The 24,259-nt window shown below is 74.2% G+C and carries 25 protein-coding genes and 1 pseudogene; 10 read left to right on the forward strand and 16 right to left on the reverse strand.

The window, feature by feature from the left end:
- Nucleotides 1–107 precede the first annotated feature (107 nt).
- Nucleotides 108–374, reverse strand: coding sequence for a hypothetical protein (locus tag ACF1ED_RS33635; RefSeq protein ID WP_391767050.1), 267 nt, complete (start codon nt 372–374; stop codon nt 108–110).
- 78 nt (nt 375–452) lie between these two features.
- Between ACF1ED_RS33635 and ACF1ED_RS33640 the strand changes: the two genes are divergently transcribed.
- A complete protein-coding gene (locus ACF1ED_RS33640) occupies nt 453–1,085 on the forward strand; it encodes a hypothetical protein (RefSeq protein ID WP_391767052.1) in 633 nt (210 codons plus the stop codon).
- A 31-nt stretch (nt 1,086–1,116) separates the two neighbouring features.
- On the opposite strand, the gene ACF1ED_RS33645 is transcribed toward ACF1ED_RS33640, so the two are convergent.
- Nucleotides 1,117–1,389, reverse strand: a complete 273-nt coding sequence (locus ACF1ED_RS33645) for a hypothetical protein (protein ID WP_391767054.1) — start codon at nt 1,387–1,389, stop codon at nt 1,117–1,119.
- A 232-nt stretch (nt 1,390–1,621) separates the two neighbouring features.
- Between ACF1ED_RS33645 and ACF1ED_RS33650 the strand changes: the two genes are divergently transcribed.
- A complete protein-coding gene (locus ACF1ED_RS33650) occupies nt 1,622–1,921 on the forward strand; it encodes a DUF1876 domain-containing protein (protein WP_391767056.1) in 300 nt (99 codons plus the stop codon).
- Between the two features lie 85 nt (nt 1,922–2,006).
- On the opposite strand, the gene ACF1ED_RS33655 is transcribed toward ACF1ED_RS33650, so the two are convergent.
- The gene (locus ACF1ED_RS33655) at nt 2,007–2,603 is read right to left on the reverse strand and encodes a CBS domain-containing protein (protein WP_391767058.1); all 597 of its coding nucleotides are present in this window, start codon (nt 2,601–2,603) and stop codon (nt 2,007–2,009) included.
- Between the two features lie 188 nt (nt 2,604–2,791).
- Between ACF1ED_RS33655 and ACF1ED_RS33660 the strand changes: the two genes are divergently transcribed.
- On the forward strand, nt 2,792–4,069 hold the full coding sequence (locus ACF1ED_RS33660; protein WP_391767060.1) for a YncE family protein: 1,278 nt from the start codon (nt 2,792–2,794) through the stop codon (nt 4,067–4,069).
- A gap of 103 nt (nt 4,070–4,172) precedes the next feature.
- On the opposite strand, the gene ACF1ED_RS33665 is transcribed toward ACF1ED_RS33660, so the two are convergent.
- Together ACF1ED_RS33665 and ACF1ED_RS33670 are read right to left on the reverse strand one after the other, a co-directional pair.
- Entirely contained in the window at nt 4,173–6,248 is a 2,076-nt protein-coding gene (locus ACF1ED_RS33665; RefSeq protein WP_391767062.1) for a discoidin domain-containing protein, read from the reverse strand.
- A 133-nt stretch (nt 6,249–6,381) separates the two neighbouring features.
- Nucleotides 6,382–6,975, reverse strand: a complete 594-nt coding sequence (locus tag ACF1ED_RS33670; RefSeq protein ID WP_391767064.1) for a TetR/AcrR family transcriptional regulator — start codon at nt 6,973–6,975, stop codon at nt 6,382–6,384.
- A 406-nt stretch (nt 6,976–7,381) separates the two neighbouring features.
- On the opposite strand from ACF1ED_RS33670, the gene ACF1ED_RS33675 reads away from it, so the two are divergent.
- Together ACF1ED_RS33675 and ACF1ED_RS33680 are read left to right on the forward strand one after the other, a co-directional pair.
- A complete protein-coding gene (locus tag ACF1ED_RS33675) occupies nt 7,382–8,137 on the forward strand; it encodes a DUF4352 domain-containing protein (RefSeq protein ID WP_391767066.1) in 756 nt (251 codons plus the stop codon).
- A gap of 207 nt (nt 8,138–8,344) precedes the next feature.
- Nucleotides 8,345–9,748: a hypothetical protein gene (locus ACF1ED_RS33680; protein WP_391767068.1), complete on the forward strand. Its 1,404-nt coding sequence runs from the start codon at nt 8,345–8,347 to the stop codon at nt 9,746–9,748.
- Nucleotides 9,749–9,771: 23 nt separating this feature from the next.
- Here the strand turns inward: ACF1ED_RS33680 and ACF1ED_RS33685 are convergent, their stop codons facing one another.
- Nucleotides 9,772–9,960 carry a DUF397 domain-containing protein gene (locus ACF1ED_RS33685; RefSeq protein WP_391767070.1) on the reverse strand — a complete coding sequence of 63 codons (189 nt, stop codon included), beginning with the start codon at nt 9,958–9,960 and terminating at the stop codon, nt 9,772–9,774.
- A complete protein-coding gene (locus ACF1ED_RS33690) occupies nt 9,957–10,823 on the reverse strand; it encodes a helix-turn-helix domain-containing protein (RefSeq protein ID WP_391767072.1) in 867 nt (288 codons plus the stop codon). Before ACF1ED_RS33690 ends, ACF1ED_RS33685 begins: the two co-directional genes overlap by 4 nt.
- 199 nt (nt 10,824–11,022) lie before the next feature.
- Between ACF1ED_RS33690 and ACF1ED_RS33695 the strand changes: the two genes are divergently transcribed.
- The 3 genes and pseudogenes from ACF1ED_RS33695 to ACF1ED_RS33705 all read left to right on the forward strand — a co-directional run.
- Nucleotides 11,023–11,427 (forward strand): ATP-binding protein, encoded by a 405-nt coding sequence (locus ACF1ED_RS33695; RefSeq protein WP_391767074.1) that lies wholly within the window; start codon nt 11,023–11,025, stop codon nt 11,425–11,427.
- Nucleotides 11,428–11,581: 154 nt separating this feature from the next.
- Nucleotides 11,582–12,826 carry a hypothetical protein gene (locus ACF1ED_RS33700; protein ID WP_391767076.1) on the forward strand — a complete coding sequence of 415 codons (1,245 nt, stop codon included), beginning with the start codon at nt 11,582–11,584 and terminating at the stop codon, nt 12,824–12,826.
- A 196-nt stretch (nt 12,827–13,022) separates the two neighbouring features.
- Nucleotides 13,023–13,298, forward strand: a pseudogene (locus tag ACF1ED_RS33705) (3'-5' exonuclease); the annotation flags it as partial.
- A 106-nt stretch (nt 13,299–13,404) separates the two neighbouring features.
- On the opposite strand, the gene ACF1ED_RS33710 reads toward ACF1ED_RS33705, so the two are convergent.
- From ACF1ED_RS33710 to ACF1ED_RS33730, 5 genes are all read right to left on the reverse strand, one after another.
- A complete protein-coding gene (locus tag ACF1ED_RS33710; protein ID WP_391767078.1) occupies nt 13,405–13,713 on the reverse strand; it encodes a hypothetical protein in 309 nt (102 codons plus the stop codon).
- Between the two features lie 106 nt (nt 13,714–13,819).
- Nucleotides 13,820–15,532, reverse strand: a complete 1,713-nt coding sequence (locus tag ACF1ED_RS33715; RefSeq protein WP_391767080.1) for an N-6 DNA methylase — start codon at nt 15,530–15,532, stop codon at nt 13,820–13,822.
- A gap of 128 nt (nt 15,533–15,660) precedes the next feature.
- On the reverse strand, nt 15,661–16,224 hold the full coding sequence (locus tag ACF1ED_RS33720; protein WP_391767082.1) for an exonuclease domain-containing protein: 564 nt from the start codon (nt 16,222–16,224) through the stop codon (nt 15,661–15,663).
- A 61-nt stretch (nt 16,225–16,285) separates the two neighbouring features.
- Nucleotides 16,286–16,957: a GntR family transcriptional regulator gene (locus ACF1ED_RS33725; RefSeq protein WP_391767084.1), complete on the reverse strand. Its 672-nt coding sequence runs from the start codon at nt 16,955–16,957 to the stop codon at nt 16,286–16,288.
- Nucleotides 16,958–17,030: 73 nt separating this feature from the next.
- Nucleotides 17,031–18,215: a CaiB/BaiF CoA transferase family protein gene (locus ACF1ED_RS33730; RefSeq protein WP_391767086.1), complete on the reverse strand. Its 1,185-nt coding sequence runs from the start codon at nt 18,213–18,215 to the stop codon at nt 17,031–17,033.
- Between the two features lie 291 nt (nt 18,216–18,506).
- Here ACF1ED_RS33730 and ACF1ED_RS33735 point away from each other — a divergent pair, with 291 nt between their 5' ends.
- Nucleotides 18,507–19,691, forward strand: a complete 1,185-nt coding sequence (locus ACF1ED_RS33735; RefSeq protein WP_391767088.1) for an acyl-CoA dehydrogenase family protein — start codon at nt 18,507–18,509, stop codon at nt 19,689–19,691.
- Between the two features lie 60 nt (nt 19,692–19,751).
- Here ACF1ED_RS33735 and ACF1ED_RS33740 read toward each other — a convergent pair whose 3' ends face one another.
- Both ACF1ED_RS33740 and ACF1ED_RS33745 read right to left on the reverse strand, forming a co-directional pair.
- The gene (locus ACF1ED_RS33740; protein WP_391767090.1) at nt 19,752–20,255 is read right to left on the reverse strand and encodes an FBP domain-containing protein; all 504 of its coding nucleotides are present in this window, start codon (nt 20,253–20,255) and stop codon (nt 19,752–19,754) included.
- A 57-nt stretch (nt 20,256–20,312) separates the two neighbouring features.
- The gene (locus tag ACF1ED_RS33745; protein WP_391767092.1) at nt 20,313–21,782 is read right to left on the reverse strand and encodes a PLP-dependent aminotransferase family protein; all 1,470 of its coding nucleotides are present in this window, start codon (nt 21,780–21,782) and stop codon (nt 20,313–20,315) included.
- Between the two features lie 135 nt (nt 21,783–21,917).
- Between ACF1ED_RS33745 and ACF1ED_RS33750 the strand changes: the two genes are divergently transcribed.
- Complete coding sequence (locus ACF1ED_RS33750) at nt 21,918–22,082, forward strand: hypothetical protein (RefSeq protein ID WP_391767094.1); 165 nt, start codon at nt 21,918–21,920, stop codon at nt 22,080–22,082.
- Here the strand turns inward: ACF1ED_RS33750 and ACF1ED_RS33755 are convergent.
- Together ACF1ED_RS33755 and ACF1ED_RS33760 are read right to left on the reverse strand one after the other, a co-directional pair.
- Entirely contained in the window at nt 22,067–23,302 is a 1,236-nt protein-coding gene (locus ACF1ED_RS33755; RefSeq protein ID WP_391767096.1) for a DUF6777 domain-containing protein, read from the reverse strand. The genes ACF1ED_RS33750 and ACF1ED_RS33755 overlap by 16 nt on opposite strands.
- Nucleotides 23,303–23,691: 389 nt before the next feature.
- Nucleotides 23,692–24,255 (reverse strand): type 1 glutamine amidotransferase domain-containing protein, encoded by a 564-nt coding sequence (locus ACF1ED_RS33760; RefSeq protein ID WP_391767098.1) that lies wholly within the window; start codon nt 24,253–24,255, stop codon nt 23,692–23,694.
- Between the last annotated feature and the right edge of the window lie 4 nt (nt 24,256–24,259).

Below are 24,259 nucleotides of genomic sequence, written 5' to 3' on the forward strand. Positions count from 1 at the left end.
CTTCAAGACCTTCACGGACAGCCCGTCCCCGGCGTCGACGGGCCCCTCGCCCGCGCGTGGCGCCCGGTGGTTCCGGGCGGGCCCGCGCCGGACGCGCCGGTCCGCCGCTACGGCGTGAGCCACCCCCGCAGGAGTCTGCTGACGGCGGGCATCGAGACGTAGGTCATGAGGACGTTGAAGACGCAGGCGGTGACCGCGCTGGTGAGGAGGAGGGGCAGGCCGGTCAGGTGCGGGATCAGGAAGAGGCCGCCGAGGACGGAGATCGGGTAGATCGCGAGCGTCGCGCTCACCGCCATCTTCCAGCGGGGCGGCGCGGGCACGGGCACGACGGGCGGTACGGGGCGGGCGGCGGTTCCCGCCCGGTGTGCCGACACCCGCCCGGTGTGCCGACGCCCGCCACCAGTCGACAGTAATAACTGTCGAAAAGGGCAAGCGACAGCTAAGCTTGTCGCATGAGTGATGTGAACGGACCGGGGATCCCGACCCCCGACAAGACCGACGACACCTTCTGGACCGCCTTCTCGACCCTGGTGGAGCCCCCGTGGCGCGAGCCCACCCAGGACGACGCCTTCACCATGGACGAGCGGGTCCTCGACGCGGTCCGGGCGCTGGCGGAGGGGATCTCCACCCGCCTGCTGGCCTACCGCGCCGCGGGGAAGCCCGGCGATCCGGTGCTGATGGCCGCCCCCGACGTCCAGCTGGCGCTGCTGCGGGCCCTGTACGAGGCCAAGCGGTCCGTCGACCGGCTCGCGGAGTCCGCCGCCACCGTGGCGGGCCGCAGCGGCGCCAACTACGCCCAGCTCGGCGCGGCCTGGGGCGGCATCAAGCGCCAGTCCGCCCGGCTCAAGTGGCCCCACGCCGTGGTCAGGAAGTCGGCCGCCGAGTCCATTCCGCTCCACTACGCGGGCGGCACCGCCGTCGTGCACCACGACGTCGACGCCGACGCGTGGTGGTACGTCGCCACGGGCGCGGACCAGCGGGAGGAGGAGTCCGAGCCGGTCCACGGCACCTACGCGGAGGCCATCGCGGGAGCGACCGAGTTCCTGCTCGCCCACACCGTCCCGGACGGCGAGCCGCCGCACTGAGGCCGCCGCCGGGCCGAGGCCGCCGGCACCCTCAGAGTCCGCCCCGTCCGTCGTCCCGGTCGCCTTCCGCGCGGCGCCCCTTCTGCGACGGCGGCGCGGGGTAGCGGGACAGCAGGGCGTCGAGCTTCGCGAGGCCGGCGGCCGTGGCCATGAGGACGAGCGCGGTCGCGGCGAGACCGACGGCGACGTGCGGTCCGCTCGCGTTCAGGAGCACCCCGATGCCCAGGCTCGCGGGGACGCCGAGGCCGGCGACGACGACCTGGAGCACCTCCAGCCGTCTGCGGGCGCCGAACCGGCCGGCCATAGCGGTACCCCTTCGCCGTGAAGTGTCCGTGCGGGGGTGGTTCCCGCGCCGCCCGTGCGGAACACGCGCCTCCACGCGCCGTCCGCGCCCGTCCGGTGCCGTTCACGCCCCCGCCATCCGCCCGTCCCCGTGCGTCCGGGTCCCGGCGGGCGGATCCTGGAAGGGACGGGGGAGCGGCGCCCCGGCGCCGTGGGGCACCGGCGGCGCCGACCGGCGTGCGAGGAGGCAGACCATGACGCGGAACCTGGAGTGGAGGGTCGGCCTGGAGCTGAGCGAGGAATCGGGCCGCACCGAGGCCGAGGCCCGCCTCGACACGGGCACGGCCACCTTCACGGGGCACGGTTCGGCCCGCTGCAACCCGGCGGACACCGACGTGCCGGCGATCGGCGACGAGCTGGCTGCGAGCCGGGCCATGAAGGACCTGGCGGGCAAGCTGATGCGCGAGGCGAACCGGGAGATGGAGGCGGTGGGCGCCGGGACCGTACCGGCGCGCACGGGGCCGGGATACGGCTGGCCGGAAGCGGTCTCCTGAGGGGCCGCCTCCGTGCGCGCCACGGCCCCGGGCCGGACACCGGTCGGCCCGGGGCCGTGGCGCGCCGGGGCGCGGGGGTGCCCCCTCACTCCTGAGGCGGCTCCACGACCAGGTGGTCCACCACCTCGACCACCCCGTCGACGGACTCGCACAGCCGCACCAGCGTGGGTCCGAGGTCCTTGCGGGCCAGGGTGCCGCTGAGGGTGACCCGGCCCTCGTGGACGTCGATGTGGACGGCGGCGGGGGAGAGGCCGAGGATGCGGATCACCACGTCCTCGCGGATCTCCTCCTGGATCGAGCGGTCGCGCCGCAGGAAGAGCTGGAGCAGGTCGCTGCGGCTGAGGACGCCGATGAGCCGCCCGCCCGCGTCCACCACCGGCAGCCGCTTGACGTGGTGGCGCTCCATGAGCCGGGCCGCCTCGATGGCGGTCCAGGAGGGCCGGGCGGTGTGCACGGGGCTGGACATCATGGCCTCGGCGGTGCTGGGGCCGTCCTTGGCGGTGTGCCGGCGCAGCAGGTCGGCCTCGGAGACCACGCCCACGGGCCGGTTCTCCTCGTCGACCACCGGGACCGCCGTGATGCCGTACTCGTCGAGGAGTCGCGCGATCTCCTTGAACGGCGTCCCGCGCTGGACCGCGACCGCCGTGGGGGTCATCAGGTCCGCGACACTGCGGTTCCTCATCGTCCGTTCCGTCCCTTCTGCGGGTGAAGGTTCCATGATCCCGCATGGTGCGGGGGCGGGGTGCCGGAGGGTGGGGGAGGAGCGGGGGAACAGGGGTGCGGAAGACGTCTTGTGGGCGCGGCGGGTCCGTGGTTACCTGCGGGTTACCTCCGGTAAGTCGCTGTCCCCACACGGAAGAAGGCTGCCCCATGCCCTCGGCTCGTACGACCCGGACCCGCCGCCTCGCGGTCGCCCTCGCCGCCTCCCTCACGGCCTCCCTCGCCCTCCTCGCCCCGGCCGTCGCCGCGCCGCCGGACACCCCCTCCCGCGCCGCCGGCGGACCCCTGCGCGAGGTCATGTTCGTCGGCAACAACTGGGACGGGACCGCCGATGTCATCGCCTCCGGCGGCGACTTCCACCGCGTCGGCCGGGTGAACGTCGTCCCCGACAAGGAGGAGCGCCTCCGGGAGATCTACCTCAACCCCGTCAAGCTCGCCTTCTTCCTGGGCGTCCGCAGCGGCCCGGGCGAGGGCCACGACCAGTTCGTCGACGACATGTACGCCACCCCCGACGGCACCGCGATGGTCGTCTCCCGCCCCAGCTTCGCCGACGTGGTCTCCATAGACCTCCGCACCGGCAACGTCAACTGGCGCTTCCCCGTGGCCGGTTACCGCTCCGACCACATGGCCGTCTCGCCGGACGGCACCCGCGTCGCCGTCTCCGCCTCCACGGCCAACACCGTCCACGTCCTCGACATCGCCACCGGCCGCCAGCTCGGCAGCTTCAAGACCGGCGACAAGCCCCACGAGAACGTCTTCACCTCCGACGGCCGCCTGTGGAACATGTCCATCGGCGAGGTCACCACGGCCCTCGACGCGTCCTGGCTCGACTGGACCAAGGGTGACCGGAAGATCACCGTCGTGGACGCGACCACCTTCGAGACCGTCCGCGTGATCGACATGCGCTCCCGCCTCGACGCCTTCGGCCGCGACGACCTCTCCGACGCCGTCCGCCCCCTCGTCTTCACCCCCGACGAGAAGAAGCTCTACTTCCAGGTCTCCTTCCTCAACGGCTTCCTGGAGTACGACGTCGACACCGACCGCGTCACCCGCCTCAAGGCCCTGCCGGGCAGCCCCACCACCGACCCCGACCGCACCACCTGGGTCAACGACTCGCGCCACCACGGCCTTTCGATCAGCCCGGACGGCAGCAAGCTGTGCGTCGCCGGCACCATGGACGACTACGCCACCGTCGTCGACCGCGCGACCCTGAAGCAGGGCCCGCTCGTGCCCACCAGCAAGCCCTACTGGGCCACCGTGAGCGGCGACGGGAAGTCCTGCGTCGTCTCCGAGAGCGGCGCCGACCGCGTCAGCGCCATCGACTTCGCCACCGGCGAGCGCGTCGCCTCGGTGGAGGTCGGCGACCACCCCCAGCGCGTCAGGCTCGCCCGCGTACCCGCCGACTGGACGTCCCCGGCGGCGGACTGACGCCACACCGGAAGGCCCGACGGCCCGCAGGGGCCGCGGGAGCCGGAGGGGCCGGCCGGATCACCGTCGATCCGGCCGGCCCCTCCTCGCCGTCCGTGCCCGCTCAGGAGCGGGCGACCGTCACCTCGTGGAGCGAGTAGCCCCACTGCGTGGCCCGCCGCTCCCCGTGGAAGCGCACGTAGCGGGCCGGGGTCGACTCGAAGGCGGCCGTGTCGTAGCCGCCGTCCCCGGCGTCCGTCGACCAGACCGTCCGCCAGGCCGAGCCGTCCTCGGAGACCTCGATCCGGTACTGGCGGGCGTGGGCCCGCTCCCAGTCCAGGGTCACCCTGCCGACCCGCCGGACCTCGCCGAGGTCCACCTGGAGCCACTGGTCGTCCGACCAGTCGCTGGCCCAGCGGGTGCCGGTGTCGCCGTCGAAGGCGCGTCCCGGCGCGTAGCTGGTGAACGGGTTCCACTCGGCGGAGCTGGCCGAGGCGGGCACGCCCGCCGCGAGGTTCTCGCCCGGCTCGTGCCGCTCGGTCGCCTTCCAGGTCCGCAGGTAGGACTCGGCGCCCAGCGCCAGGTCGCCGATGACGTCCGGGCCGCCCGGGGTGAGCCGGATCTGCTCGATCCAGTCCGGCACGAGACCGGCGTGCGCGGCGCCGTCCGTGTTGAGGTCCCAGGTCCGCTCGCCCGTCACCTGCCGGTCGAGGACGGTGCCGCCGTCGAAGCTGCGGTAGGGGTACTTCACCGCGTTCGGGGCGTCCGCGCCGACCGGGCCGGGCCAGCCGCCGACGCCGTTCATGTCGGTGCCGTACCCGAGGCCGACGCCGTACTTGTCGCGCAGCGCGGCCTTGCCGTTCGCCTCGCCGATGAAGCCGCCGGCGCTGTGCATGTACGGCGCGGTGAAACCGCCCAGCCTGTACAGCCGCTCCGTCCAGTCGAGGTCCATCCAGCTGTGCGTGGACAGCACGCCCGGATACTCCTCGGCCTCCAGCATGTCCAGCGCCCGCCCGGCCGCCTTCACGCTCATGTGGTCGAGCTCCAGCATCATGCCCCGGTCGATCATGCCCTTCAGCGCGTACTCGCCGAGCCGGGTCAGGCCCCGGGTGTTGCAGCGCGCGTCGGAGGCGTAGCTCGGCACGCTCACCCCGGCGGGCAGCTTCGCCGCCATCGCGGGGGGCGCGGTCAGCCCGATCGGGTTGTCCTGCTGCGGGCCCGCGCACCGTTCGGTCGCCCAGAAGGTGCCGGTGGACAGGAACTGGCCGATGTTCACCGCGACGCCGGTCGTGCCGGAGTCGAAGCGGACCCCGCACAGCGCGTTGTCGAACTTGTGGCACAGGAACATGCTGCGCACGCCGAGCCCGTACAGCTCGTCCAGGCCCCGGTCGATGTCCGCCTGGTCGCACTGGGCCACGTCGAGGATCTGCTTGCAGCCGAACGGCTCCGAGGTCTCCACCCCGAGGACGACGGCGAGCTTGCCCGCCTCGATCACCGACCGCGCCTGGTCGGCGCTGGTGACGATGCGGAACCAGCCCTTGCCCGGGCCGCCGAACAGCGAGTCGACGTAGTCCTGCATCTCGTAGGTCTTGCGGGCCTCCAGGCGGATGGCCTCCATCTCGTCGCAGCCGCGGTCCCGGGGCATGATCGAGCACAGCAGCCCGTTGGAGACCAGGTCGTTGACGAGCACGCGCTGGCCGCCGCGCCAGGCGCGCTCAAGCCAGGCGTAGTAGTTCTGCTGGTGCGTCAGCGAGTCGTGGGCCGGCCAGTCGGCGAAGGTCGGCCAGCCGTCGGGGTCGTGCTTTCCGTTCGCGCCGCCGGTCAGGTTCTCGAAGAGGGCGCCCGAGCCGTCCGGGTAGTGCTCCGGACAGTCCTTGAGGGCGTCGGCCGCGCCGCCCGTGGAGAAGGGCTTGCCGCAGATGAGCCGGCCGCCGAAGCCCTCGTTGGACATCACGTGGTTGTGCGCGTCGACGAAGCCGCGCACCCGGCCCTGGGCGTCGGTGCCGGTGAACGGCGCGCCCGTGGCGTTGACCTGCGAATCGGTGGCCGGCCGGGCGGCCGGCTCCCACCAGGGGGAGCCGGCGGCGGGGACCGGCGCGGCGCCGAACAGCACGGCGGCGAGGGCGAGGAGGAGGGAGACGAGGCCGAGGCGCCGCGTCCCGAGGAAGGGGGATGTGCTTCGTGTGGTGCGTGGGGGCATGGTCGCGAAGCCTCCGGTCGGTGAGGGTGTACCGGGCGCCCCGAGGATCGCGGTGCGGAAGGACCGAGTCAAGAGTCCGGGTCAAATGACCTACTGATGATCGGGGAGCCCCGCCCGCCGTCCCCTCCGGACGTCAGCCCTCGATCAGCCGAACCAGCTGATCAGCCGTCAGTTCCAGCTGCTCCAGGGCGGCTTCCTCGTCCCGCAGCACCAGGTACTGGAGCGTCATCCCGTCCACCGCCGCCGCCAGGTGGCGGGCCAGCACCGGCACCGGAACCTTCGGCTCCGCCCCGCGTACCGCCCCCACCTGTTCCACCAGCGCCGTCGCCGACCGCACGTACTGCTCGTACTGCGCGCGGGCCAGGTGCTCGAAGCCCGGCTCGCGCAGCGCGTACTGGGTGAGGTCGTAGGTGAGCATGTGATGCCCCGGGTGCGCGGTCACGTCCTCCCAGTACGCCCGCAGCGCCGCCCGCACCGTCTCGCGCAGGGTGGCCCGCGGCTCGACCGCCTTCATCACCCGCGCCACGTAGTCGCCGATGATCGTCTCGATGGCCGCTTCGAGGAGCGCCTGCTTGGAGTCGAAGCAGTAGTGGAAGACGCTCAGCGAGACACCGGCCTCGGCGGAGATCGACCGCGTGGTGGTCCTGGCCACCCCGTCCCTGGTCATCGCCCTGATCGCCGCCTCGACCAGCTGCCGGCGTCGCTCCGCCGACGGCATCCGCGCCATGCTTCCTCCTCGGGTCAAGGCGTCAGGGTAACCGCAGCCCTCCGCCCGTCGGGCGGCACGTCGGCCCCGCGGCGGCTCCGCCCGGGGGATCCCCGCCGGCAGCGGCGGCTCGCCCGTGCCCTCGCATCCGAAGCGCAGCTCGTGCCGGGCGCGGGTGGCCGGCACGTAGTGGGTCATCCGCGGCGCGGCCGAGGCGGGATCGGTGCCGGCGTCCACGTGCGCGTCCGGCACGACGGCCAGGGCGGAGCCCAGCCCCTTGGTGCCGGCCCGGTAGGGAACTTCCGTGTTGGCGGTGTAAACAGACGTATCCTCAGACGCGGAGTCGCAGGGGCGTGTACGCTTCCCGCGCCGGAAAGACCCCGCCCGCCCCCTTCCGTACGGGCCCGCTCCGCAGGAGTCTTCTCTCATGATCCCGCCCAAGCCCACCGACGCCCCCACGCTCCCCGCCGCCCCCGCCCCCCACCCCGCTCCCGTCCCCGGCCCCCGCCCCTCCCGCCGCACTCTCGTCTTCGTGGCCGTCTGGACGGTGCTCGTGGCCGGAGTGTCCTCCGGGATCACCGCCGCCCTGGTCGGGGGAGACGGCGGCGCCGTCGTCGAGGGCGCCGCCGCGCCGACGGCCGGTCCGTCGATATGGCAGGACACCCGCAGCCACCCCGCCGACCCGCCGGCGGAACCGGAGCGGTCCCCGAGCCCGTCGTCCGGCGCGAGGAGCTTCGTCATGGGGGAGAAGGCGAAGAGCGGCGGGGCGACGGTCGTCGTCAAGAAGGTCACCGAGGCCGCGACGGTCACCCTCGACGACTACGACTCCGAGGACGTCCTCAAGGCCGGCGCGGGAGCGAAGTTCGCGATCGTGGAGACGACCGTGCACAACGACGGCAACGACTCCTTCGACCCCGTCTGCGGCGGCGGCATCTCGCAGGGCCTCATCGACGCCGAGGGCCGGAAGTTCGACGTCATCGACGAGGTCTTCATGGTCAAGGCCAACCGCGCGGCCGACGCCTGCGGCGAGGAACTCCAGCCCGGCTTCAAGCGCGAAGCCGTCTTCGTCTACAAGTTCCCCGCCGACGCGACCCCGGCCGAGTGGTCGTTCTCCGGCTCCCGGGGCATGACCGAAGGCGACGTGGCCGTCGTACGCCTCGGCACCGGCACCACGTCGAGCTGACGGCACAAGGCTGACGCCACGGGGCTGACGCCACGGGGCGGGGCGCGCTCCCCCGCGTACGGGAACGCGCCCCCGGCCCCGCCGACACACGCTTGTACGATCCCCAGGTCACAGGCCCTTCCTCCCCTCCCGCCCGTGTCCCGCCCCACCGCCCCACCGCCTTGCCCCCCGCTGAGCATGACCGCCCCGATCGCTGGATGAGCCACCGTGACCGACCGCACCGCCTTCGCCCAGGAGGCCACCCCTTCCGAGACGCGCGCCGACCGCAGGCGGCTCGTCGAGTCCGTCCGGGCGCACCGGCGACTGCTCGCGGAGCGGGGGCCGTTCGAGGTCGCGGACCGGCGGCGGCTGAACCGCGAGGCCCGCGAGCGCGACCGGGTGGAGGCGCGCCACGGCAAGGAGCTCCAGCGCGTCCACGAGAAGCGGATCAAGCGCGAACGGTCGCTCACGAGCAGCCTGAACGGCCTGGACGGCAAGCGCGAGAGCCAGGAGCGCAAGGCGCTCGCCGTGCTGCGGCGCGAGTCGGTCGAGCAGGCGCTCCGGAGCACCCGCCTCGACGCGGGCCAGGTCAACGGCATCGGGAACGGCCTCGTCCGCGACCTCGCCGCGCAGGGGATCAGGACGGCCGCCGACTTCCGGCGCGTCTCCTGGGGCAAGGCCCCCAACGGCAAGGGCGGCGAAGTGCTGTACATCCACCGCACCCAGGGCCGCAAGGTGCACATCAACGGCATCGGCGAGCACCGGGGCCGCCCGCTCGCGGAGTGGCAGCGCCAGGCCCTCGCCCGCGCGCAGGCCCGCGCCCCGCAGGAGCTGCCGGCGGACCAGCGGCACCGCATCGCCGAGATCATCGAGGAGGAGCGGGTCCGCCTCCAGGCCGAACTGGCCGAGGCCCCCCGGGCCGCCGAGGCCGCCCGCGCGGAGGCGGCACGGCGGTACGAGGAGGAAGCGGAACGGCTCGCCGCCGCCGAGCGGGAGGCGGCGGAGGAAGCCGTACGGCGCCGGGCCGGGTTCGACACGATGGCCGAGGAGCTCCTCGCCCTCCAGGCCGAACTGGCCGCCCACGTCGACCGGTTCGGCGATCTCGGCCTGCGCGACCGCCGCGCCCGCTCCCGGGCCCTCCGGCCGCTGCCGGCCGTGCCCGTGATCCCCGCCCCCCGGACGCCGGAGCCCTCTCCGCGCCCCGCCGTGGACCTCGCCAAGCAGGCCGGCGCACCCGGCGTGCCCGGCGCACCCGGCGTCCGGCCGGGCCTCGGCTGGCTCGTCCCCATGGTCTTCTTCGGGCTGACGGCCGTCCTCGGCCCCGGCGATGACGCCGCAGCCCCCCTGTGGCTCAGCATCTCGGCCCGGCTCGCCTCCCTGGCCGTCCTCGCGGAGCTGCTGCGCCTGTGGATCCCCCGGCGGCGCTGGCGCACGGCGGGCCCCCTGCCGGCCGGTACGGGCCAGCTGGCGGGCGCCGTCTTCCTGGCGCTCTTCTCCGCGAGCATGTTCGCCGACCCGGAGCACGCGGCCGGCGGCGCCCCCTGGGCCCTGGCCGTCGTGTCGGTACTCCTCCTGCTGGCAGGTACCGCCCGCCGCGCGGGCAGCGGGAGGCCGGGCGAGACCTCCGACTGACCGCGCGCGGCGGACGGGCCCCGCTACTTCTCCGAGGTGAAGGAGACGAACCGTCCCCAGCCCTCGCGTCCGACCGCGAGGGAGGGAAGGTTCACGTCCTTGGAGTCCCGGATGTGCACGGCCTGTCCGGCGATGGCGACCTCGACGCAGCTGTCGCCCTGGCTGCCGCTGTAGCTGGACTTGAACCAGGCGAGTTCCTTCGTGGCGGTCATAGCTCTCCTCGCAGTCGCTCCAGCAGGCCCCGAGATTCCATGGGGTTGAGGGCCTGCGAGCGCAGTGTGTCATAGCGCTGGTGGAGCAGTCTCACCTCTTTGGGGTCGTTGATCAGCCGCCCGTTCTGCTGTCCTTCGGAGTACCCGAGTCGTCGTCCGTCCGGGGTCTCCAGCAGTTGGATCGCCCCATCCAGGCAAGCGTGCAATCCCGCTTCCAGCGGCACGACTTGCAGCGTCACGTTGCGAGGGGCGCTGGCCTCCAGGACGTGGTCCAGCAGCTCCCGCATCTCCTCCGCGCTGCCGAACCGGCGCCGGAAGACGTGCTCCTCCACGATGAAGCTGAACGGCACCGTCGGCCGCTCCAGCAGCATCCTCTGTCGCTTCTGCCGAGCGGTGAGCTGGGTGTCCAGCTTCCGGTCGGTCAGCAGCGGGATCGTGCCCTCGAACACCGCCCTCGCATACGCCTCCGACTGCAACAGCCCCGGCACCAGCCGGCACTCGTACGTGCACAGGCTGACCGCCACCTTCTCCAGGCGGGCCCAGCGCCGGAACCACACCGCGAGCCCGGCCTCGGCGCGGGACAGGAAGGGGGCCGACCGGCGCAGCGCCCCCGTGTTCCCCAGCGCCGCGTCGCCACGGTCGACGAACGCCTCGTCCGGCATCCGCCGCCCCAACTCAACGGACTCCACCGTGTGTTTGGAGAACCGGACCAGCTCCGCGAACTCGGCCCGGCTGAGCCCCGCGTGTTCGCGCAGGGCCTGGACGACGGCGCCGAACGTCCGCAGACTGTCCGACGGATCGGGTTCCCGCTCCCCGTCGTCGGTCCGCTCCGCGTCGTCGCCCTCGGCCTCGACGATGCTCATACGCCGCCACCTCCACGTACACCCGCGGCAGCTCCCGCGGTCGGCCTACTGAGCGTGACGGCGCGTGGTCCGTACTGTCCACCCTGGGCGCCCGTACGCTGACAGCGCGTACGGGGCGCGGCTCTCGCGCGGGCCGACGGACGGCCGCCACTGTGGCCCCATGGAACAGACGACACCTCAACTTGTCACCCCCGTACGCATGTTCAGTCAGCTGATCTCGTCGACCCGGCGCGGTGCCCGGCTGGCCCGGCTGCTCACGATGACGGAGCTGTACTTCTGGGGTGCTCCGCAGGACGTCACGGAGCGTGCCGAACAGGTCGTCGCGGAACTCGCCGCGAACGCCGTGCTGCACGGCCGGGTCCCGGGCCGGGACTTCCGGCTCGGTCTGGCGTTGGAGGCGGGGACCGGCGCGCTCCGGATCGAGGTCACCGACGCGCGCGGCGAGCGGCTGCCGGCCGTCGCGCCCCGGGGCGGGGGTGACGGAGGCAGGGGGCTGCCCCTGGTGGCCGCTCTGGTGGACCGCTGGGGCGTCGTCCCGTGCCCGCCCGGTGGCAAGACCGTGTGGGCGGTGCTCGACCCCGGCCCAATGACCCCGAACGAGTGACGGCGATACGCCCGATCCGTCGATCACCGCGTGTCAGACTGGACTTACCGACCGTCACGGCCGTGCGAACGCCGGTGATGAGTCGTCAGTTCACGTAAAGACCCCCGCGACGCTGGAACGTCCGGGGGCACGACACCAGGAGCACTACCTCCCGATGCGGATTCATCGTATCCCGAAGCACGACCGCGAGTTCGTCGTCATCGCCAACAAGGCGATCCAGGACCCCCGCCTGTCGCACACGGCCCGGGGCATCCTCGCCCTCGTCCTCTCCCTCCCCGACGGGGTCAGGGAGAACGCCCGCACCCTCTCCGACAATTACCCGCAGGGCCGGCGCGCGGTCGAGGGGGCCGTCGCGGAACTGCGCCTGTTCGGCTACTGGGTGACCCAGACCGCCCCTGACGAGCGGACCCGCCAGATCGTCTCCACCATCGACGTGTACGAGCTGCCGCCCGCCCCGGACTCCGCCGCAGCCTCCGCCCCGGTACCCGGCGACCCGGTTCCCGCGGAGCCGGTTCCCACCCGTCCGGTCACCGGCTCCGTGGGCATCGGGAAGGCGGGCACGTCCCCTTACGGGGAAAAGGACGGGAAGAAGCAGGGGAAAGAAAACCCTCCCCTCCCTCCCGCCGAGGCCGAGCCCCGGCTGCCCGCGCCCGAGGCGGCAAGGGAGGGCGAGAACGACTCCGCCACCGAGCCGGCGCCCACCACCGGGCCGGACCCCGCTCCCGCCCCGGACCGGAAGGCTCCCGGCGAAGCCCAAGAGGCCGAGGCCGCCCGCGTGTTGCGCCGCCTGGCCTCCGTCGACGCCCGGTTGCGGCTGTCCGCACGGCAGGTGACCGGGCTCGTCCCCGCCGTCGCCGACTGGCTCGACCGGGGCGCCACGGTCACCGAGATCATCGACGCCCTGACCGAGGGCCTTCCCCGGAAGCTGTACTCCGCCCGGGCCGTGCTCGCCGACCGCCTCGACCGCAAGCGCCCCGCCCCCAGGCGCCGCTGGAAGTCCTACGCCGACTGCGCCGACGGCTGCGGCGGGCTCCTGCCCGAAGGACAGGACTCCGGCTCCTGCGCCGCCTGTTCGGGGGACGCACCGTCCGACACCGGCCCTTCCGGCACCGCACCTTCCGATACCGCACCGTCCGGCACCGCACCTTCCGGCACCGGACCCTCCGACACCGGCCCCTCCGGCACCGCACCTTCCGGCACCGCACCTTCCGACACCGGACCGTCCGGCACCGCCCGCGCGTCCCTCCCCGGGAAGGCCCCGGGCCCCCTCGCCCCCGAAGGCTTCGCCGTCTTCCGCGCAGCCCGGGGCGCCCTCCTCGGGGACGGAGGGCGCCGTGCGGCGGTGCCCCGGCCCGGACGACCCCTCGCCCCACAGCCCGCCGCCGGTGCCCTCGTCTGATCGTCATTCCGTGTCCCTCGCCCCGTGAGGAGCCCCCGTCGTGCCCCAGCTCGTCTTCGCGCACTCCTTCCGGGAGAGCTACGACGCCCTGGAGAAGCAGGTCAAGGCGGGTGTCCGCAAGACGATGGCCAAGTTCCGGCTGCTGACCGTCGCCGAACTGCACGCGGACAAGGGGCTCCACCTCGAATCCGTCGACAAGGACGGCCCGACGGCCGCCACCGAAGGCGTGCGCCTGGCCGCCATGCACGCCATGAAGGGACTCGAGTTCCGCTGCGTGGCCGTCGTCGGCGTCACCGAGACCGCCGTGCCCTTCGCCCGCGAGATCACCCCCGAGAACGTCGACCGCCTCCAGCACGAGGCGGACACCCTCCGCGAACGCTGCTGCGTCCTCTTCGTGGCCTGCACCCGCGCCCGCGAGTCCCTGCACGTCTCCTGGAGCGGCAGACCGAGCCCCTTCCTGCCGCTCCCCTGAACTCCGACGCCGTCCGGCCCGGTGGCGGCAGGGCGTCCAGTTCGGACAAGGACCCCGCGACGAGCCCCTGGGGACCGGCCGGGGCGCCCCACCGGACGGAGCGGGCTCAGCCGCCGCAGCCTCCGCAGTCCTCCAGGCCCCGGCCGTTCAGGGGGCGATGCTCGGTGTCGGCCCAGGAGGCGGGCTCGCCGGTCCCGGGCTCGCCGGTCCCGGGCTCGTCGGTGCCGGGCTCGTCGAGGACGGCCATGCCCACGCCCGTGAGGGCGAGGGGCGCGATGGCGACGGCGATCATCCACCAGCCGATCGCCTCCTGGAGCCCCTGCAGGTTCTCGTCCACCAGGATCCAGCAGAGCGCCACCCACACCGCGAAGGAGAACCAGCTGCCGAACAGGATCCAGCGGTCCAGCCGGCTCATGCCCCACCCCCGTAGCCTTCGTCTCCGGCTTCGTTCCCCCGGCGGGCCGACGGAACACCCGGCTCCGGCCGGGGCTCGCGCCGCCGGCCGGCCCGCGCCGGCGGTGTCAGCTCGCGTCGGCGTCCGACGGCGGCAGCAGCGCACCGCTGGTGAGCCCGTCACGGGCCAGGACGGCGGCACGGCGGCTCAGTTCCGTGAGCTCGCGCACGCTCTCCTCGAAGGCGGAGAGTGTACGGAAGGCGGCTCCGTAGCGGCGCTGCTCGGCGATCCCCATCTGGGGGACGCGCGCCCCGCGGGCGTCCAGCCGGAACGTTCCGCTCGCACTGGTCGAACGGCGGTTGTTGGCCGCGCTCCGGAGGAAACCGTTCAGGTAGTCGCTGTCGAGCTGCCCGCTCGTCGACCGCGCCGCGTCCTCGGACAGCTCGATCAGACCGGCGCGCGCGAGCTCCGACAGACTCACGGACGCCCCCTCGGCCAGACCGCCCCCCGCCCCCGCCTCCATGGGGGGCAGCAGACCGTCGAGCAGCGCCGTCTGCCGGGCGATCGCCGCCCGGAGAGCCGCGTACTCGCCCGCGTAGTCGGTCAGCCGGGCGGCGACGTGCGCGGCGGGCGTCAGATCGACCGTGTCGTCGAGCAGGTCGATGCGGGGCACCTCGGTGCTCCGGCCCGACCCGCCGTCGAACGCCGCGTCCGCGTCCGGACCGCCGAGATCGGTCATCCGGACCGGGCCCGCCTCCCGTGGGGAGCCCGCGGGCCCGTCCGCGCTCCGGCGGAGCACCCACAGGTGGACCGGGAGGGAGTGCGAGGCCGCCAGGCCGGCCGGAAGCGCGATCACCTCCGTGAGCAGCCCGCGGCGCACGATCTCGGCCCGGATCCGCCGCCCCGCCTTGCGGTAGGCGACCGAGGTCGGCATCACCATGACGACCCGCCCGCCCGGCGCCGTGTGGGCGTAGCAGTGCTGGAGCCAGGCCAGCTCGCTCTCGGCCCGCGACGGCACCCCGAACTCCCAGCGGGCGTCCAGCAGAAGCTCCTCCCGCCCCCAGTCGGCCGCCCCGACCGGCGGTTCGCAGACCACGAGGTCCGCCTTCAGCTCCGGGTACGCGTCCTCGCGCAGCGAGTCGCCCGCCCGCACGGTCACGGAGGTGACGGCCGTGAGCCCCGCGACCCGGGCGCGCAGCCCGGCGAAGCGCGCGTGCCCCGGGACGACGTCCTGTCCGAACAGCCCGGTGGCCCGGTCCGCGAAGGCGAAGAGCAGAGAACCGATTCCGCACGCGGGATCGAGGACCGTCCCGGCCGGCGGACCGGCGGCGTACCGGATCGCCTCGATGAGCCGCGCCGACGTGACCCCCTCGGACCCCGCGCGCCCCGGCGCCTCGACCAGCCGCGCGGTGAGCTCGGCGAGGAGCGTGCCGGGGGAGACCCCGTCGGTGAGCTCGGCCACGAGCGCGCGCAGCGCCCCCGCGCCCTCGCCGCCGTCCGGGCCCGGTGCGACGGTCCCGCCCGCCGCGCCCTCCGCCAGGATCTCGGCGACGGCCGTCAGCCCGCCGAGCGTGTCGTCCCCGTACTCCGCCCGCAGCCGCTCCCACAGCCTGACCTCGGCGGACGCCTCCCGCCCCTTCCGCTGGCCCTCCAGCCAGGAGCGGACCTCCGGCAACGAGAAGAGCGGACTGCCCGTCCCGCCCCCCACCGGAACCGGGAAGTCCCCATGCCGCCTGCGCCAGTTGGAGACGGCCGCGCGCGTGACCCCCGCGAGCCGGGCGATCTCGGCCGCCGTCACGACGCCGTCCGTGCCTTCCGGGCGTACGGGCTCGTCCTTCATGGCCCCCAAGGTACACGCAGGGGTGCGAAGCGCCCCCGAGCTCATGTGTTGGCGATGTAAACGAGTGGTGGAGGCGACGGGGGAGGCGGGAGCCGGGGCCGGGGCCGGGGGCCGGCGGGGCGTGCGGCTCAGTCCGCCGCGGGCCAGGCGCCCCGGTTCGACAGGTCCAGGACCAGCGCCGCGATGTTCCAGGCGTCGTCCTCGCCCCGGTGGTGGCGGCCCTCCAGGGGGAGGCCGGCATGGGCGAGGGCCTGGGCCATGCCGGGACGGCGGCGCAGGGCGTGGGCCTCGGTGAAGACGGCCTTCGCGTTGGTGTGGCGGCGGCCGAAGGGGTACGGAGCGCCCGCCGCCTCGCACTGGCGGGTGAACTGCTTGCGGTCGTAGTCGCCCCAGCTCGCCCAGGGGCGCGTACCGGCCGCGTGGTCGCGGGCGAGGATCCGGCAGGCGGTCGCGAAGTCGGTGCCGGTGTCCACCTCCGCCTGCGTGAGCCCGGTCAGTTCGGTGCAGAAGGCGCTCACGCGGGAACGCGCCGGCCGGACCAGGATCCGGTGGCGGCCCACCCGCTCGCCCGCCGCCAGGTCCACCACGGTCAGCCCGATCTCGATGATCTCGTTGACCTGGCCGGGCGGCGGCGCCGTGTCCCAGCAGGTGGCCTCGACATCGACGACGTTGATCAGATGAGGGGAGTCCATGCCGGGAGCGTAGGAGAGCGGTCCGGTCGCGGGCACCCGGATTTCTCCGGGCGGCGCTCCGTCAGCCCGCCGCCGGGGACAGCACCTTCCGCAGGGCCGCCACGGCGTGGGCCCGGTGGTCGTCGAGTTGGCGCAGGACGGTGTCCCCGCTTCCCCCGCGCAGGGCGGCGAGCACGACCCGGTGGTCCTTGACGGCCTCGATGCGGTGCGCGGGGTCGGTGTAGTAGAGGGAACGGTAGGCGTCCGTGGCGTCCCAGAGCGTGGTGATCATGCGCACCAGCCGGGGCATGCCGCAGGCCTCGATGAGGGTGAGGTGGAAGCGGCGGTTGGCCTCGGCCATCGCCGTCACGTCCCCTGCCTGGGCGGCCCGTTCGACCTCGCGCTGGATGGCCGCCAGGGTGTCGTTGAGCCCCTCCGGCCGGGCGGCCATGGCCCGGCTCACCGCCTCCGTCTCCAGGAGGGCCCGGATCCGGTAGATCTCCTCCAGGTCGGCGAAGGACAGCTGGGCGACGAAGTAGCCGCGGTGGACGTGATGGACCACCAGGCCCTCGGCCTCCAGGGTCTTGAGGGCCTCCCGGAGCGGGACCCGGCTCACCTCCAGGCGGGCGGCGAGCGCGTCCTGCCGTATCGGGGCGCCCGGGCGGAGCGCACCGCTGGTGATGGCGCCCCGCAGCTCCTCCAGGACGAACTGCTGGGCCGTCGGGGGCCGTCGCCTCTCCACCGCTCCGCTCATCGATCCGACCTTCCGCCGCATGTGCTCGTGGACCGGCGGCCTTCGCCGCCGGTGACCGTCATCTTCCTACGGATCACAGACCCGCGTTCGAGTTGTCCACAGGGGTGATTCCGGCCAGGACCTCGTCGGTGTGCTGGCCGAGACGCGGGGGAGCGGAGCGGTACGACGGCGGGGTGGCGCCGAAGCGGACCGGGTGCGCGACCTGACCCGGCCCGGCCGGGTCCCCGGGGAGCCGGGCGCCGAGCCCGAGCCGGTCGGCGAGCGCGAACGCCCCGGCCAGGTCGTTGATCGGGCCGCAGGGCACGCCGGCGGCGGTCAGCTCCTCGAACCAGGCGTCGGCGGTCCGGGCCGCGAGGGCGCCGGAGAGCGCCGCCGTCAGCTCCTCGCGGTGGGCGACCCGGGCGGTGTTGGTGGCGAACCGTTCGTCCGCCGCCAGTTCCGGCCGGCCGATCCGCTCGCACAGCGCCCGGAACTGCCGGTCGTTGCCCACCGCCAGGACCAGCGGCCGGTCCCGCGCCTCGAAGACCTCGTACGGCGTGATGCTCGGGTGCCGGTTGCCCATCGCGCGCGGCACGACGCCCGCGCCGAGGTGGGCGGCGGCCTGGTTGGTGAGGGCGGAGAGCAGCGAACCCAGCAGCGAGACCTCCACGCGCTGGCCCTCACCGGTCCGCTCCCGGTGGCGCAGCGCCGCGAGGACCCCGAGTCCGGCGTGCAGGCCGGTGATGACGTCCACCAGCGCCACCCCCGCCTTCGTCCCCTGACCGCCGGGCTCGCCCGTGACGCTCATCAGCCCGCCCATGGCCTGCACGAGCAGGTCGTACCCGGGGAGCGCGGCACCCCCGTCGCTCCCGAAGCCGGTCACCGAGCAGTAGACGAGCCCGGGGTTGGTCCGGCGCACCTCCTCGAAGCCCAGGCCCAGCTTCTCCATCGTGCCCGGCCGGAAGTTCTCCACCAGCACGTCCGCCCGGTCGACGATCGCCCGCGCCGCCGCCAGACCGTCCGGCTCGGCGAGGTCGAGGGCCACGGACCGCTTGTTGCGGTTGACCCCCAGGAAGTAGGTGGCCTGCCCGTCCGCGAACGGCGGCCCCCAGGCCCGCGTGTCGTCCCCGCCGCCCGGCCGCTCGATCTTGATGACGTCGGCGCCGAGGTCCGCCAGGAGCATCGTCATGTAGGGGCCGGCGAGGACCCGCCCGAAGTCGGCGACGACGATGCCGGACAGGGCGCCGGGGGTGGGCTCGTGGGGGTGGTCGGCGGGCATTCCGGGCTCCCTCGGTCGCGACGTCGGATCCAGTGCGCTGAATCGTGGATCCAGCGCACTGGGTCGTGGATCCAGTCCGTTGGACCGTGGATCCAGTGCCCCGGATCGTGGATCCAGTCCGTTGGAACACGGATCCAACACACTGGAGATTGGATCCCGGAGATTGGATCCAATCGGACCGTAGGGGTCGGGTAATGGATTTTCAATACTGGATCCAAAATCCAATCTGCCGCTACGCTTCGGCTCGCCACGCCGAGCACGACCCTCGTCACAGCCGCCAGGAGGCCGCCCGTGAAGTCCTCGCCGTCCACTCCCACCCACCCCCTCGCCCTCCTCGCCGTCGACGGCCTGCTCAGCGACGAGGAGCGCGAGATCCGTGCCACCGTCCGCGCCGTCGCGGACCGCGAGCTGCGCCCGCACGTCGCCGGCTGGTTCGAGAAGGGCGAGATCCCGGCCCGTGAACTCGCCCGCACGCTGGGCGAGTTGGGGGTGCTGGGCATGCACCTGGACGGGTACGGCTGCGCGGGCACCAGCGCGGTGGCGTACGGCCTGGCCTGCATGGAGCTGGAGGCCGTCGACTCCGGGCTGCGCTCGCTCGTCTCCGTGCAGGGCTCGCTCGCGATGTACGCGATCTGGAAGCACGGTTCCGAGGAGCAGAAGCAGCGGTGGCTGCCGAAGATGGCGGCCGGCGAGTACATCGGCTGCTTCGGCCTCACCGAGCCCGACGCCGGTTCCGACCCGGGCGCGATGCGGACCAACGCCAAGCGGGACGGCTCCGACTGGATCCTCAACGGCACCAAGATGTGGATCACCAACGGGTCCGTCGCCGACGTCGCCGTCGTCTGGGCCCGGACCGAGGAAGGCGTCCGGGGCTTCCTCGTCCCGGCCGGCACGCCGGGCTTCAGCGCCCCCGAGATCAAGATGAAGCTGTCGCTGCGGGCCAGCGTCACCGCCGAGCTGGTCCTGGACGACGTCCGGCTCCCCGCCGACGCGATGCTGCCCGGCGCCCGGGGCCTCTCCGGCCCGCTCGGCTGCCTCAACGAAGCCCGCTTCGGCATCGTCTTCGGCGCCCTCGGCGCCGCCCGCGACTGCCTGGAGGCCACGATCTCCTACGCGCGGGACCGCACCGTCTTCGCCCGCCCCCTCGCCTCCTACCAGCTCACCCAGCAGAAGCTCGCGGACATGTCCGTCGAACTCGGCAAGGGCATGCTGCTCGCCCTCCACCTCGGCCGCCTCAAGGACGCCGGCGAGATCACCCCCGAGCAGATCAGCGTGGGCAAGCTCAACAACGTGCGCGAGGCCATCGCCATCGCCCGCGAGTGCCGCACCGTCCTCGGCGCCAACGGCATCACCCTGGAGTACCCGGTGCTGCGCCACGCCAACAACCTGGAGTCCGTCCTCACCTACGAGGGCACCAGCGAGGTCCACTCCCTCGTCATCGGCAAGGCGCTCACCGGCGAGCAGGCCTTCCGCTGACCCGGGCGGGCACGCGAAAGGGGCGGCCCGTGGGGGCCGCCCCCGTTCCCGTACCGCTCCTCAGCCCGCCGTCACCCGCGCGAGGAACGCGTCCAGGTTCCCCGTGGCGCGCTCCACCCGCTCCGCGACGGACAGGGTCTCCTCCTGCCGGAAACCCCGCAGCTTCGGGACGCGCCTGCCGCGCAGGTAGAGGGAGCAGGCCAGGTCGGCGCAGATGTAGATGCCCACCGTGTTCCCCTCCCGGCCCCGGGCCCCCGCCAGCGGGGCGGCCAGCAGGGTGACGCCCGAGGAGGCGTGCCCGGTCATGCAGATCTGGCACATGCTCGTCTTCACGGCGCTGGTCCGGCCGGTCGCCGGCACCCGCAGGGACACCCCGAGCGGGCCGTCCTCGCGGCGCACCACCAGGTGGGCCCGGAGCGGCGCGCCCGGATCCACCCACCCCAGGAAGTCCAGGTCCTCCCAGGGCGTCCCGGCGAAGTCCAGCGGCAGCCGCAGCCGTGCGGCATCCCCCTTCGTCGCGTTCACGAACGACGAACGGATCTCTTTCTCAGTCAACGGTTCCACTCGTTGGACCGTACAGGCATGTCCGCCGGCCGGGCATCCGGATATTCGACCCGAGGCTCAGGCCACCCACTCCGGCAGCGCCGGATCCGTGAACCGCCCCGGCGCCCCCTCCAGCGCCGCCGCCAGCCGCTCCGCCGCCGTCTCGTACACCTCCTCCGGCAGCGTGTACGGGATCCGCAGCCGGTGCTCGTGCGTCCCGGGATCCACCCCGAACCGCGCACCGCCCTCCACCCGCACCCCGTGCCGCAGGGCCCGCGCCGCCAGCTGCGTCGCCACCGGCCGCCCCAGGTCGATCCACAGGCACATCCCGCCCGGCGGCACCGACCACCGCCACTCGGGCAGATGCCGGGCCAGCGCCGCGCCGAGCGCCTCCCGCCGCTGCCGCAGCTCCGCCACGCGCGCGTGCACGATCGGCTCCAGGCGCCGCATCAGCGCCACCGCCACCAGCTGGTCCAGCACCGAACCCGACAGGTCGGCCGTCACCCGGGTCCGCGTCAGCTCCGTCACCACCCGCGCCGAGGCCCGCACCCAGCCCACCCGCATCCCGCCCCAGCAGCTCTTGCTCAGCGAGCCGATCGACACGATCTGCTCCCCGGCCCCGACCCCCGCCGCCGAGGCGAACGGCGCCGGGGCCGGCACGTCGAGGGCCATGTCCGTCAGCGTCTCGTCCACCACCAGCCACGTCCCCGTCGCCCGCGCCGCCCGCGCCAGCTCCCGGCCCTGCTCGCGGGGCATCAGCCGCCCCGTCGGGTTGTGGAAGTCCGGGATCAGATACGCCAGCCGCGGCGCGGTCTGCCGCAGCGCCGCGTCCACGAGCCCCGTGTCCCAGCCGCTCTCCGTCACCGGCACCGGCGTCACCCGCATCCCCCGGCCCCGCATCGCGTCCAGCGCGTTGGTGTACGAGGGGTTCTCCGCCAGCACCCGGTCGCCCGGCCGTCCGAACTGCGCGAGCACCAGCGACAGCGCCTGCTGCGCCCCCGTCGTCACCAGGATCTGCTCGGGCCGCGTCGGCAGCCCCCGCTCGGTGTACCGCTCCGCGACCGCCGCCCGCAGCTCCGGCAGGCCGTACGGGTGGTAGCCCGGCGCGGAGGCGTACCGCGGCAGCTCCGCGGCGGCCTCCGCCAGCGCCTCCGCGAGCTCGGCCCGCGGCCCGGGCGGCGCGGCCAGCGCCAGGTCGATCACCTCGTCGGCGCCGTCCGGGAAGGCGCCCAGCGAGGTCGGCGTCTGCCCGTCCGGCAGCGCCGTCCAGGTCCCCGCGCCCCGCCGGCTGTGCGCGTACCCGCTCTCCCGCAGCAGGTCGTACGCCCCCGTCACCGTCGTCCGGCTCACCTCCAGGACCTGCGCCAGCTCCCGCTCGGCGGGCAGCCGCAGCCGCAGCGCCACCCGCCCGTCGAGCAGCGCCCCCCGCACCGCCCGCGCCAGTTCGCGGTAACCGAACCGGCCCTCTGGCGGCCGGGTGAGCAGGGAGGCGAGCTGACGGCCGGACAAGGTCCGGTCCGCGGTGTGGACCACACGGCTCTCCGCCATGCCAATCACTCCTTATTGGCTCTGCTGTCCGGGCCAATAAGGCTACAGAATCCCTTTCAGTGGCCTGGTGGTGCGTCCGAGGAGGCGCCACCGGTCCACGTCTCCCGCACCACGCCCACCGAGAGGACCACGACGATGACCCCGCGTTTCACCGACCGTGACGAGCGCCTGTGGCAGCGGCACGCCGAGGAGCGGCCCGCCCGCCCCCTGCCCGTGAGCGCCTGGCTGCGCACCCTGCGCGCCACCCTCCGGACCCACCGGCCCGTGCCGGAGGGGCCGGGGCGTCAGGCCACGGGCTGACGGCCCGGGCCCGGGGCCGGGGCCGGCGGGGAGGCGGAGCCGGAGGAGCTCAGCGGCGCCAGGCCGGAGGGCGAACCCGCCGAGGCGGACCGGCCGTCGGTGGCCCTACCGTCGGTGGCCCCGCCGGTCGTGGCGTCGGTCGTCGTGCCCGTCGTCGTGTCGGTCGAGCCGGTCGAGCCGGTCGTGCCGTCCGTCGTCGTGTCGGCCCCGCCGGTCGTCGTGCCGGGGCTGTCCGAGGGGGAGTCCGGCGGCGGGTCCGAGGGGGAGTCCGACGGGGTCTCGGACGTCGGTGACGTCGTGTCCGTGGAGGGCGACGGCGTGGGGGTCGTCTGCGTCGGCGAGAGCGTGGACGGGCAGGGGGACGGCGTCACGCACGGCGCCGGCGAGGTCGTGGTGGCCGACGGCGACGTGGACGACGTGGACGGCGACGGGGAGGTGGTGGTCGGCGTGGGCCGGGGCGGCGGCGGGGTCGGCTTGTCGTGCCGGCCGGTGTCGCCGTGCTTCCGCGCGAACCAGGCGTCGTCCTCGGGGTCGTACACGACGAAGACGTTCACCACGGTCACCGACGGGGCCACGACCACGACCTGGGAGGCGTTGTAGCCCTGCCACGGGGTGCCGGTGGTCCGCGGCTGCCGCTGGGCCACCGGGTCGGTCAGCGGGTTCCCGCAGGCGCAGCGCACCCGGGGCACGCCCCGCCCGTCGACGAGGACCGCGGTGCCCGCCTGGAGGACCGCCTGGTAGGTGGTGGCGGAGCCGTCCTTGTAGCCGTGGTTGGTCACCCGGGTGTCCACCCGGAGCTGGAGCGGGGTCAGGGAGCGGAGGTAGCCCGGCACGGCGTCCGCGTCCAGGCCCAGGACCCCGGCGAAGGCGGCGTTCTTGGCGGGCTCGGCGCCGAGGAAGCGCACCTGCCGCTCCACGTCGCAGCTCGCCGTCCGTCGGGTGCCGCCGTACAGGCCGGGCGTGGAGCCCGAGACCTGGGGGGTGGCGCTCTCCGCCGTGCCGGTGCGCGGGGGCAGCGAGGCGGTTCCCGAGGCGTCGTCGGTGCGGGCGGTGGAGGCGGTGAAGGGGTCGGGGCCGGAGGCCGAGGTGTTCTGCAGGAAGACCTCCCCGCCGCCGCCCGAGCCCGCCGTGTCGCCCTTGTCGTCCGACCGGCCGACGAGGACCACGGTCAGCGCGACGGCCGCCACGACGGCGGCGGTCAGCGAGGCCACCTTCGGCACGGACCGCCACCACGGCGTCTTCCCGCTGCCGCCGCCCATGGTGGAGCCGCCCCCGCCGGAGCCGCCTCCGCCGGAGCCGCCTCCGTCACCTCCGCCGCCCCCGCCGGAGCCGTCGTGCGGCGGCGCGGGCGGAGCCGGGGGGCCGGCGACCCCGGGGCGGGTGGCCGCGCCGGAGAGCGGCCCCGAGGGCGGTCCCGTGGGCGGACCGGAGGGAGGGACCGACGGAGGACCGGACGGCGGCGGGTGGGAAGTCACTTTTTTCCCTTTCTTCCGTTCGGCGCCATTCTCGGCGCCGAACGGGCGCCCCGCACCCGCAGGCTCCGCCGACGGGATGGCGGGGGCGCGGGCCCCGCGGGGAGCCCTGAGGCGCCCGCCGGGACGGGCGGTCCTCAGGCCGCCGCGTCCCGGACGGCCTCGACGAGGGCGGCGGAGAAGGCCTCGACGTCGTCCGGCCTGCGGGAGGTGATCAGCGGGAAGGAGCCGTCCGTGTCGACGACGACCTCCCGGTCGACCCAGCTGCCGCCGGCGCCGGAGAGGTCGGGCCGCAGCGACGGGTAGGAGGTCAGTTCGCGGCCCGGGAGCAGGCCCGCGTCGGCCAGCAGCCAGGGGCCGTGGCAGATCGCGGCCACCGGCTTGCCCGCCTCGGCGAGCGCCGTCACGAGCCGCCGCGCGTCCTCGTCGGTGCGCAGGGTGTCGGCGTTGACGGTGCCGCCGGGCACCACCACGGCGTCGAACCCCTCGGGCCCGACGTCCGCCATGCGCGCGTCCGCCGGGACCTCGGCGCCGGGCCGGCGGTCGGAGACCAGGGTCTGTACGGGCTTCTCCTCCTGGGCGGCGACGGTGACGCGGGCCCCGGCCTCCCGCAGCACGGCCACGGGCTCGCGCAGCTCCTTCTCCTCCGTGCCGTAGTTCGTGGTCAGCACCAGGACGTGCCTTCCGTCCAGCAGAGACATGACC

The sequence above is a fragment of the Streptomyces sp. NPDC014656 genome (assembly GCF_043084305.1).
GTDB lineage: Bacteria > Actinomycetota > Actinomycetes > Streptomycetales > Streptomycetaceae > Streptomyces.